Origin of the sequence: Roseburia sp. 1XD42-69, from assembly GCF_003612565.1 — a bacterium.
Lineage (GTDB): Bacteria > Bacillota > Clostridia > Lachnospirales > Lachnospiraceae > Roseburia_B.
Genome location: NZ_RAZG01000086.1, coordinates 1 through 10,200, shown reverse-complemented (window position 1 = coordinate 10,200; position 10,200 = coordinate 1). Strand labels below are relative to the sequence as shown.

General features: G+C 42.7%; 14 protein-coding genes and 1 pseudogene. 10 read left to right on the top strand and 5 right to left on the bottom strand.

The features are described 5' to 3' along the window. Positions 1-155: 155 nt before the first annotated feature. Complete coding sequence (locus D7Y06_RS21820) at positions 156-962, bottom strand: helix-turn-helix transcriptional regulator (protein ID WP_006060470.1); 807 nt, start codon at positions 960-962, stop codon at positions 156-158. 484 nt (positions 963-1,446) lie between these two features. On the opposite strand from D7Y06_RS21820, the gene D7Y06_RS21815 reads away from it, so the two are divergent. The 5 genes from D7Y06_RS21815 (at position 1,447) to D7Y06_RS21795 (ending at position 3,427) form a co-directional block, all read left to right on the top strand. Continuing rightward, positions 1,447-1,635: a hypothetical protein gene (locus tag D7Y06_RS21815; RefSeq protein WP_120409703.1), complete on the top strand. Its 189-nt coding sequence runs from the start codon at positions 1,447-1,449 to the stop codon at positions 1,633-1,635. Beyond that, positions 1,632-1,973 (top strand): DeoR family transcriptional regulator, encoded by a 342-nt coding sequence (locus D7Y06_RS21810; RefSeq protein WP_120409702.1) that lies wholly within the window; start codon positions 1,632-1,634, stop codon positions 1,971-1,973. The genes D7Y06_RS21815 and D7Y06_RS21810 overlap by 4 nt, the downstream gene beginning before the upstream one ends. Then, positions 1,966-2,262: a DUF3847 domain-containing protein gene (locus D7Y06_RS21805; RefSeq protein ID WP_120409701.1), complete on the top strand. Its 297-nt coding sequence runs from the start codon at positions 1,966-1,968 to the stop codon at positions 2,260-2,262. Before D7Y06_RS21810 ends, D7Y06_RS21805 begins: the two co-directional genes overlap by 8 nt. Before the next feature lie 294 nt (positions 2,263-2,556). Further along, entirely contained in the window at positions 2,557-2,877 is a 321-nt protein-coding gene (locus D7Y06_RS21800) for a TfoX/Sxy family protein (protein WP_058966403.1), read from the top strand. Positions 2,878-2,908: 31 nt separating this feature from the next. Beyond that, positions 2,909-3,427, top strand: coding sequence for a signal peptidase II (locus D7Y06_RS21795; RefSeq protein WP_016218015.1), 519 nt, complete (start codon positions 2,909-2,911; stop codon positions 3,425-3,427). A 12-nt stretch (positions 3,428-3,439) separates the two neighbouring features. Here D7Y06_RS21795 and D7Y06_RS27395 read toward each other — a convergent pair whose 3' ends face one another. After that, positions 3,440-3,763: a hypothetical protein gene (locus tag D7Y06_RS27395; RefSeq protein ID WP_243119442.1), complete on the bottom strand. Its 324-nt coding sequence runs from the start codon at positions 3,761-3,763 to the stop codon at positions 3,440-3,442. Here D7Y06_RS27395 and D7Y06_RS21790 point away from each other — a divergent pair. Further along, positions 3,644-3,997: pseudogene (locus D7Y06_RS21790) on the top strand (MobA/MobL family protein); the annotation flags it as partial. The gene D7Y06_RS27395 and the pseudogene D7Y06_RS21790 sit on opposite strands and share 120 nt — an antisense overlap. 509 nt (positions 3,998-4,506) lie before the next feature. Here D7Y06_RS21790 and D7Y06_RS21785 read toward each other — a convergent pair. The 3 genes from D7Y06_RS21785 to D7Y06_RS21775 all read right to left on the bottom strand — a co-directional run bounded on the left by D7Y06_RS21785 (position 4,507) and on the right by D7Y06_RS21775 (position 6,451). Beyond that, positions 4,507-5,190 (bottom strand): LytR/AlgR family response regulator transcription factor, encoded by a 684-nt coding sequence (locus D7Y06_RS21785; protein WP_120409700.1) that lies wholly within the window; start codon positions 5,188-5,190, stop codon positions 4,507-4,509. A gap of 258 nt (positions 5,191-5,448) precedes the next feature. Beyond that, positions 5,449-5,820, bottom strand: coding sequence for a plasmid mobilization protein (locus D7Y06_RS21780; RefSeq protein ID WP_243119441.1), 372 nt, complete (start codon positions 5,818-5,820; stop codon positions 5,449-5,451). Between the two features lie 268 nt (positions 5,821-6,088). Further along, positions 6,089-6,451 carry a helix-turn-helix transcriptional regulator gene (locus D7Y06_RS21775; protein ID WP_120409699.1) on the bottom strand — a complete coding sequence of 121 codons (363 nt, stop codon included), beginning with the start codon at positions 6,449-6,451 and terminating at the stop codon, positions 6,089-6,091. A 179-nt stretch (positions 6,452-6,630) separates the two neighbouring features. On the opposite strand from D7Y06_RS21775, the gene D7Y06_RS21770 reads away from it, so the two are divergent. From D7Y06_RS21770 to D7Y06_RS21750, 4 genes are all read left to right on the top strand, one after another. Next, complete coding sequence (locus tag D7Y06_RS21770) at positions 6,631-7,278, top strand: TetR/AcrR family transcriptional regulator (RefSeq protein ID WP_120409698.1); 648 nt, start codon at positions 6,631-6,633, stop codon at positions 7,276-7,278. 109 nt (positions 7,279-7,387) lie between these two features. Continuing rightward, entirely contained in the window at positions 7,388-7,627 is a 240-nt protein-coding gene (locus D7Y06_RS21765; RefSeq protein ID WP_120409697.1) for a hypothetical protein, read from the top strand. A gap of 14 nt (positions 7,628-7,641) precedes the next feature. Continuing rightward, entirely contained in the window at positions 7,642-9,327 is a 1,686-nt protein-coding gene (locus D7Y06_RS21760; RefSeq protein ID WP_120409696.1) for an ABC transporter ATP-binding protein, read from the top strand. Positions 9,328-9,846: 519 nt separating this feature from the next. Next, positions 9,847-10,200: RNA polymerase subunit sigma (locus D7Y06_RS21750; protein ID WP_243119440.1), on the top strand; the 354-nt coding region annotated here is incomplete at its 3' end.

Here is a 10,200-nt window from a genome sequence, read left to right as displayed (position 1 = left end):
GCACACCTTATATAGAAAAATAAAGTATGCAGTTAGTTTTATTGTATTTCTAACTTACACACTTTATTTTACACTCCCTAAAAATTCAACTGAATAATCCCAGCAAAAACCGCTGCTACATGGAAGCTAACAAACCATGCAACAGCGGTTTTTCTTTACCGTTTTTTCCTCTGGCTGATAGGCGTTCCCATTTTCTTTGACTTTTTGAGAATACGAATGAGCCAGCGAAATTCTTCGTCTGACAGATTTTTATAGTTGATACCAAGCTGCTTGCAGTAAAGTACAACGAGCTTTTCATCCCGGCTGCCCTTGAAATTTTCGACCGCTTCCAGATTTTCTTTCAGTTCATCAGCAACGGTAGTCTGGGGCGCACTCTCACTGTCCTTTTTGTGGGCTTCCCGAATATCCCGGATAATCAGGTTGAGGTCATCCAGAACCATGTGACTGAAATACTCATCATCACTGATATGGGCGGCTTGCAGCACTTTCAAATGGGGGTCATCTTCGCCGGGGCGATACCGTTCAATGATTTCATGCCGGACGGTATCGACAAGGGCGTTGAGGTTCTGAATCTGCATGGTGGCAATTCCATCCACATAAATCTCAATGTCCGCAAGAAACTTGATAAAGTCCTTATGGGTGGCAAGTTCGCACAGCAGACGGTTGTTAATCCGACCGCTTTTCAGAAGTGCTACCATCTCATCACTCAAATGCAGCTCCCTTAATGGCGTGTTGATCTCCGCCCGGTTCTCTGTCCGGCAAAAGAGATAATCGAGGGACACCCCATAAAAATCTGCCAGCAGGATAAGGTTGCCATGATTGATTTCCTTATAGTCATCTTTTTCATAACTGCCAAGAGCCGATTTTGAAATACCCGTTTGCTCAGCCAGTTCTTCCAGTTTTAATCCTTTGTTTAATCGTAAATCTTTTAGCCGTTCCTGTATTGTAGTAGCTCCGTTCATTGAAGCAGTTCCCCCTTTCTGACGACATTTATAACCGTTGAATTGATTATACCATATCAATTCCGCAATCGTGGAAATTTCTGATTTTTACCCCTAATTCCTACTTTGTGGACATACGGCACAGGGCACAAAAATGTTCTATGATACAGGTAGTTCATCGATGGATTATTCCAATCGAATGACCAGCCTGTGTGGGATATGCTTCCCCGGCGATGTAGTGCCATGACTTTTGGCAGGGATGTGGAGGAACCCTGACCGAAACGAGCGTACCAAAGGGAGCGATACGCCGCTGTGAGATTCAGGGGAGGAACGACACCGGGGAGAACTGGCGAACTGACACCGAAATGATACCGAAACACGACAATCTGATAAGGGGATAGTCTACCCTATCGCTGATACTTCGGGAGATTTTAAGCGGCTCTATGACCGTAATTTTGCCGAAAATCGTCCCGAAACCATACACTAAAACGGGAGGAAGCGCAATATGCCGAGAATGAGCAAAAAGAGGAAGAATGAGCTTTCCTTTTACCTCAATGACCGGGGGCGTGTCACTTACAACGAATTATGCCGGAAATGCCAGCATGGGTGCAAGCAGAGCTTCCGGGCGGTTGTGATTGACTGCCCCCGTTATTTATCCAAACGAGCAAAGAAAAAGGAGGAACACACCGAATGAATTTTGAATTTATGACGATAGACACACCATTGCCGCCCTGTATGGCTTTTCCAAGAGCGTTGACAGGATTTCCGGTCAGCAGCACCGCAAAGGTCATGTACTGCCGGATGCTGGACGCTATGCTATCCAAAGGACAGGAGGATGAGAACGGAATCCTGTTTGTCTGCTTCCCTGTTACAGCCATTGCCGCAGTCCTGTCCCGTAGCTCTATGACGGTCAAGCGTTCTCTGAATGAACTGGAAACCGCCGGACTTATCATGCGGGTGCGTCAGGGCATTGGAGAACCAAACAGGATTTATGTGCTGATACCGGGAAAGGAGGACGCTGCCCTTGCCTGATACCTCAAAGCTGGAAAAGCTCAACCGGGAGTTGGAAAAAAGCGAAAAGAAACTGCGGAAAGCCATCAATGATGAAAAGGCATTGCAGCACCAGTTAAAGCAGCTTACTCGAAAGGAACGGACGCACCGGCTCTGTACCCGTGGCGGTATGCTGGAAAGTTTTCTGCAAGAGCCGGAACGCCTGACAGATGATGATGTCATGGTGTTGCTCAAAATCATTTTTCACAGGCAGGACACGCAGGAACTATTGAAGAAACTGCTGGAACGGGAGAAGCCGGAAAACCCTTAGTTTACTAAGGGCGCAATTATACACCACCCAGAGGTTGGTGCATTGCGTTCTCCGAAGGCTCCTCGCCGGAGGGCTTTGATTTTCCGCAGTCATGGTCTGCTCCAAATCATACAGGGGACGCTACGCTTCCCCTGCGCTGGCTGCCGCCAGCTACCCTTTTGTGGACTTGCCATCTGGGGACACCTTGCAATGCAAGCTGTTCCCAGCCGACAAGTTTCATAAAATATGCTATCTTTTCGATAAGCAATAAAGTATAATGAAGTCAGTAATAAATTTAGAAATTGAGGTAAAGTTATGGCATCCAGCAAAGAATATTTAGAATTTATTTTAGGTCAGTTATCTGGCTTGAATGAAATTACCTATCGAGCTATGATGGGCGAATTTGTCATTTATTATCGTGGTAAGATTGTAGGCGGTATCTATGATGATAGATTACTTGTCAAACCAGTAAAATCAGCAATAAGTTATATGCCAACGGTTTCGTATGAGTTACCTTACGAGGGAGCAAAAGAAATGTTGTTGGTAGATGAAGTTGATAATAAAGAGTTTTTGACAGGATTGTTTAATGCTATGTATAAGGAATTGCCTACCCCTAAATCGAAAAAGAAAAAATAACAAAATAATAATTTGAGAGGAAGTGTTACTGATGGAAAAGTTTAAGCCGTTTATTATACCTGTGGCATTATTGGTTCTAATTGACCAGACGGTTAAAATAGTAATTTCAAAAGTATTTATGAAATGCGAATTTGATATAATAGCCAAAGTTTTAAGATTTAATCCAGAACTAAATACTCGTTTATCTTATGCTGGAAATTTCTTCGAATTATTATCAAGTCCGTTTGTTACCATTTTATTGAATGTGTTTGTTTTGTTCCTCTTTTTTTCAGGATATATGCTATATCAGGCAAAAAGAGCACATATAAGTTTTTGGGTAAAAATAATAATGATTTGTGGCATATCGGGATGTTTATGTAGCTTGATTGATAAGCTGTTTTGGGGTGGAAGTTTAGATTTTTTGCAGATACCTACCCTTTTTATTTTTGATTTGAAAGACTGCTATCTTACAGTTGCAGAAGTTATATTTGTTGCTATTGGAATTTTGAATAGCAAAGAAATATCGGTTAAAGAGTATTTACATTTTTGTTGTAACAAATTTAGCTTGTAAACTTCTGGTTTATTATTTCTTATACATCGGGTCAACTTGTCCCGAACTTTTACAACTAAATACCCGCCGCTCACACAGCGGCACACCGAGCAGGAAATCTGAAAAAGGTCTCCTGCTTTTTTTCTGCCCAAAATGAGGTGGTAAAACGCCACCCCATCCACCAAGCATAGAAAGGAGGGACACGAAATGCCCTGTCCACACAATGAAATCACGATTGTGCAGCGAAGCCAGCGGCAGTCTGCGGTTGCCGCCGCTGCTTACCAAAGCGGCGAAAAGCTGTTCTGTGAATACGACCAGCAAGTGAAGCACTACCCGGAAAAGCGTGGTATCGTCCACAATGAAATCCTGCTCCCGGCAAATGCCCCACGGTCGTATGCAGACCGCAATACCCTATGGAATGCCGCCGAAGCGGTGGAAAAACAATGGAACTCCCAGCTTGCAAGGCGGTGGGTGCTTACCATCCCAAGAGAGATACCGCCCGACCAGTACGCTGTCCTTGTCCGGGAGTTCTGCCAGAAGCAGTTTGTTTCCAAAGGCATGATTGCTGATTTTGCCATCCATGACCCCCATTAGCAGCATGGATGCCACAGTGAGCAGCGGAATCATGGAAAATTTCAGCCACTCCTTACGGGAAAGTTCTCCATAATTGTTTTGTCCTTTCCATATTTTCCGGACTATGAACACCAAACAGAGCCAGAGCATTTTTGAGGGCAGAAGCAGAAAAGTAAGCACCACGTTTGGGGAAATGGACATATTTTCTATCTGCAAGAAAAAAAGGTCTGTCAGAAACAGCAACGCATAATTCAGCCCGGAAAAGAAGATACGCTGTTTCCAGCCCGCTTCGTAAAACACTGTGCAGAATGTGATGGAAACAAGGATTATCAGCATGACCTTGATTCCCATTAAATCAAAATGTCCTCCTAATAGCGCCACTACCATGTCAGCAAAATACAAAACAACATATCTGCACTTTCCCAGCCACCCCACATCCGTTTTCTTCAAAAAGGTATCAAAGAAATATACGCTCCCCCATGCCTCTATCGCCATGATACAGAATGAAAGTACCCACAATGCCATGATCACTCCGCCCCCTTAAACAATGTATACTGCCGCTTCACTTCCGGGTATCTGGACTTCGGCACTGATATCTCCTTCCCGGTGGTCAGAACCATGACATAGCTGCTGAGTTTCCCGATGTACCTCATGTTGATAAGGAAACTCTGGTGTATCCGCACGAAGCCCATCCCCGCCAGTTCCGTCTCCAGCTCATCCATCTTCTTGTAGATGCTGTATGTTTCCCCCGCCGTGTAGAACACGTTCTTGTGCCTGCTCGTCTCAATATAGATGATGTCATCCACCCGCAGGCGCACGGTTCCCTCCACGAAGCCGAACTCCACCACCCGCTCCTCCCTTAGGATGTCATCCAGGCACTCCGGCAGAGTCTGTTCCAGGTCATCCTTTAAGAGGAACCGGCTGGCCTTCACCTTGTACCCGTCCAGCGCATAGTTCACATAGGCGGTCACCAGCACGATATGTACCTTCGGGCATTCCGCCTTGATCCTCCCCGCCGCCTCCAGCCCATCCATACCCTCCATGTTGATGTCAAGGAACACAATGCCGCATTCCCGCACATACCCCATATCCGCATAAAGCTCCTCGCCGGAACCGTATTCCCTTATTTCAAAATCATGCCCGCAGGCTTCCAGCAGCGCCCGCAGCGCACCCCTGTCCTCCCTGCTGTCATCACAGACCGCTATCTTCATCGCATTTCCCTCAATTCTGTGTTTATTTCCACCATAAATTATATCGGATTATGGGGTATCCTATCAAATCCTATTGCACGAAACTCCCATAAATTGCACGAAATGACTATAAGCGTACAGCCGATACTGGTCGTGTAAGCATATTACCTCTGATTTCCCCGCTTTCCAAATCAGGCCGCCCGGCCTGCCTGCGGAAAAGGCAGACCGCCGCATATGACGGATGATGGCCATAGTGCGGCGGTTTGTCTTTTGTAGGGTTTATTTCTCTTTGTCATATACCCAAATACTTTTAATCTGATTTTCAATTTCACTGAATGCCCATCTCCTACTGCTCCTTGCTACGCAATTAGGATCGTTTACCATTTCCTCTATATCCTCTTGGTATGCGTTTCCCGTCGCGTTTACGCGGCGTGCTATCTGGTTGACGTTGACACCGATTTTCTGTATCTCTGCGGTCATTGCCTTAATGTCGCTATGGTCTATCTGAATGATATACCCGTCAATGGCAATCTTCCGCAGATATGCCGCCATGTTCCGGGTGGGTACGAGCTTCATTTTTTCCAGTATTAAATCCCGTTCCGCTTCCGTCACTCTGAATTTGATTTGCACCGTCCTTTTGCGTCCGTCCATGTGTTCGCTCCTTTCCTTTCCGTTCCGAGGGTTTGGGACACTTCCCAACAAGCCATTTTCAACCGACGAGCCGCAGCGCGGGAGGGCGAAAATACGGAAGTGGGTACCCGCTTCCTATGCTTGCTACGAATGTTTTTATCCTTTAGGCTCTTATCCCTTACTACGGAGAAAAAGCGATTTTGCCAAACTTACGCAAAAGAAAAACGCTGCAATCTCAAAAAAGATTACAACGCTTTCTAAATCCTGTTCAGTTTTAAGCCGGACATTTCTATTCGCCCTCTTTTTCGACTTCGGAAATCTCTTTTGCCGTTGCGGTCACAATCCGTATGCCCGTATCGCTCATACCGTCAAGGAGCGCATCAAGCTGCCGCCGCTTTGTGTCCTTTACGGCGGGCGTGTCTAACAGGAATTGGTCTACGGATATATGGTAACGCTGTATCAGCTCAAAGAATATCTGTAAACTTGGGTGCTGCCCCTTGTTCTCAATGTTCGCAAGGTAGCGCGGCGAGATAAACATTTCGTCGCCTACTTTCTTGCGGCTCTCCTTACGTCCTTCACGCGCTGCCTTTATCGCTGCCCCGAAAGCCTTGAAGTCATATTTCGGTACTGGTTTTTTGCCATAGTTATTCACCCTATTACATTTTACTGTTCACCTTTGCTTTTGAATATGTCTACGCAGTTCTATTAGTTAGCCAAAATAAATCATATTTTTCTGCCGTGCAATTAAATACCGGCTGAATGTATCTTGACAAGCAGACGCAAAAAGAATATAATACATACCAAACGAATGAAATGGAAGGTGGTAGATACATGGCGCGTAATAAATATCCAGAAATAACCGTTGAGAAGATATTAGAAGTGTCACAGCGGTTATTCATGGAAAAGGGGTACGACAATACTACTATTCAAGATATTGTAAATGAACTTGGCGGACTGACGAAAGGAGCAATTTATCATCATTTCAAGTCAAAAGAGGAAATTATTGACGCATTAGGGGGGAAACTCTTTTTTGACAACAATCCATTTGTTACCGTACAAAATCAGAAGAACCTAAATGGTTTAGAAAAAATGCGTGAAGTCATTAAGTTAAACCACGCAGATAATGATAGGATTGAACTTGGAAAACAGAGTATACCTCTTTTGAAAAATCCCCGCTTGTTGGCTGAACTGGCTGATACAAACAGGAAATTGATTGCCCCTCTTTGGTTGCAACTTATTCAAGAGGGAATAGCGGACGGCTCTATCCAAACCGGGTATGCAAAAGAACTATCTGAACTTTTGCCATTACTTACAAATTTCTGGTTAATTCCCTCTGTCTATCCTGCAACCCCGGAAGAACTGCTTTCAAAGTTTGCATTTATCAAATATTTGTTAGATAGTATGAACTTGCCGATTATTGATGATGAAATTTTCGGTATGGCACAGAATTACTTTGAGCACTTAAACATAGGCGAATAGATAAAATTGCCTTGCAAAAGGCAGTTTTATTTTCAAACTATACATTCATTCGTAAGGTATTATTTTTTAAGCATATACATACCGTCTTAATGTATGAAAGGAGAATAGTATGTCAAAATTAGACCCAAAAATTGAAAATGCTGCAAACAAAATTGAAGTTGCCGCAAATGAAGCATGGAAAAAGCGGTCATTCCGCATTGTATCTAAGTCTATATCTGCTACGGCAGAAATCGGACTTATGATAGGGGCTGCACATTTATCCGAAAAAGGCTATAAATCAGCCGCCACCTGCCTGTTTGGTTTAGGGGCAGTAGGACTTGTCTGCGATATACTTTTTAACAGAAAATAGGAGGACACCGCTATATGATACGATACTTAAAACAATACAAATTCTTGCTTTTCCTTACCGCATTATTTACTGCAATCAGTTCTCTATCTTATGTATTTATTGCTATCTTATTGCAACAAGTTATGGATATTGTAGATATGGGCGATATGGACGGCTTTATTAGAATACTACTCTTTTCTTTAGCCTACTTTGCACTTATGGGACTATTCATGTACCTACAATCTTTGTTTAGCAAAAAATTTGTCTGTAAAATTATGAAAGCTGTCCGTTCTAAAACCTTTATAGGAATTGAACGTCACACGATTGAGGACTACTCTAAAAATAATACTGCTGATTATTTATCCGCAATTACGAATGATGTAAAAATGATTGAAGATAACTATTTACTGCCCCTGTTGCAAGTTATCCAGTATACGATTATTTTTATAGCTTCCCTTGCTGTAATGATTTACTTTGACATTATCGTTACAGTCTGCGTGATTATCGCAATCGCTATCATGCTTGTTGTACCCAGTCTATTCGGAGGACTACTCTCCAAACGACAGGATAAATATTCTGATATGCTGTCCGATTTTACAAACCATGTAAAAGACCTGTTATCCGGTTTTGAGGTTATCAAGTCTTATAGAATGAAAAAATATGTCCTCTCACGATTTGAAATAAGTAACGAGGACACTATAAAAGCAAAATATTCTGTTGACAAGGCGATTGCGGCAAATGAAGCGGTTTCTATGGTGCTTGCGCTTCTTGTTCAAGTGGTTGTTGTTTTTCTTTCTGCATATTTCATTATCATTGGTCGTATCAGTGCAGGAGCCTTGTTAGGCATGGTACAGGTAAGCAGTAACCTTGCAAATCCATTATTGATTATTTTTAGCAATATTCCCAAAATTAAGAGTATAAAACCAATTACACAGAAGCTAAATAACCTTTCAGATTACAAGGAACAGAACACAAATACAAAAAAATCACCCTCTTTCAAAAAAATGATTTATGTAGATGATTTGCATTTTTCCTATGATAAGGAAAACGAAGTCATAAACGGTATTTCACTATCCATTGATAAAGGGAAAAAATATGCTTTTGTCGGCAAGAGTGGGTGTGGAAAGTCTACATTTATTAAGCTGATTGCCGGATATTACTCTAATTTCAAAGGTGATGTACTATATGACGCAGATAGTCTTTCTGTTTTGAATATTGATAAAATAACTGCGCTATCGTCGGTCATTCATCAGAATGTTTATATGTTTGATGAGAGTATTTTTGACAATATTTGCCTACACGAAGATTTCAGTAAAGAAGAATTGCAATCCGTATTGTCTGATAGTGGTTTATCACAGTTTATTGAGCAAGTACCAAACGGACTTAAATATCACGTTGGAGAAAATGGAGATAACCTTTCCGGCGGACAGAAACAAAGAATTGCCGTAGCAAGAGCCTTAATTCGTAGGAAGCCACTGTTGATTTTAGACGAGGGTACGTCTGCTATTGATATGCAAACTGCGTATGATATTGAAAGCAGGCTATTGGCAATATCTGATTTAACGCTACTTACTATTACTCATAATATGAGCAGCGATATTCTTACACTCTATGACGAAATTGTATTTATGGCAGACGGCAAAATAATTGAACATGGCACATTTGAAGAACTTATTTCTAAACACGCTGCATTTTATGACTTCTATCAACTAAAGAAGTAGGTATCTTTAGGGGAAAGTTTCTTTGAACCGTACACAATCCTTAATTACTATTATCTGCTCCCCTAACGGGGAAAGAAAAAAACCGTTAGAGGAGCAGATATTTTTGTATGCCTTTTTACGCAATATCTAATCTATCGGCGGTTTTGAAATATCAAAGCCGCCGTTTCTTTTTATCTTCTCAAGAAATGACGCGGTATCACTGTTGAAAGCGGCGGCTAAAGGAGGTAGCCGCCATGAAGCACATACCATATCGACAAAATCCGACGGTCATTGACACATCAAAAAAAGCCCGACCACCGCCGGGGAAAACTACGTCTATCAATATGAACTGTCTAATCATCTGAATACCGCTTACAATACCCATACGCCTGTCCGGGCTTTTCGGACAGGCGTATTTTGCTACTCAAAAAATTTTTTGAAAAAAATCCGAAAATCTTCGGCGTTTTTTTCAAAAGGCAGTATTGCCCCGCGAAAAGGGGGAAGCACCACCAACTTTCCAACGAGAAAGGAGGTGAGAATGTGGAACCTAATAGCAGGGAGTTTTACAAACAGTGTGCTTTTCAGAAGTTTTGTAATACGGTATTGCACAATGAAGCGTGCGACACTCATAGAGAGCTTCGCAGACACAAGGCAAAGGAAGTGACCTTTTCCGACATGACCTTAGACGAAGCGCGGCAGCTTCATACGTTTGACGAATATTTCAAACGGGAAACCGCCGAAACCGTCTTTGAGAAAGCCGGGAAGAAAATCACGCCAACTTGTCCTTGCAGACTTGCAGCGCGTAACGTCTTATGTGAAAGAGTGGACCTATGTCAATACTTTGGACACAAAAAGTTGAAAGTTCATGCTGATTTTTTTAATTCCTCATCCTCC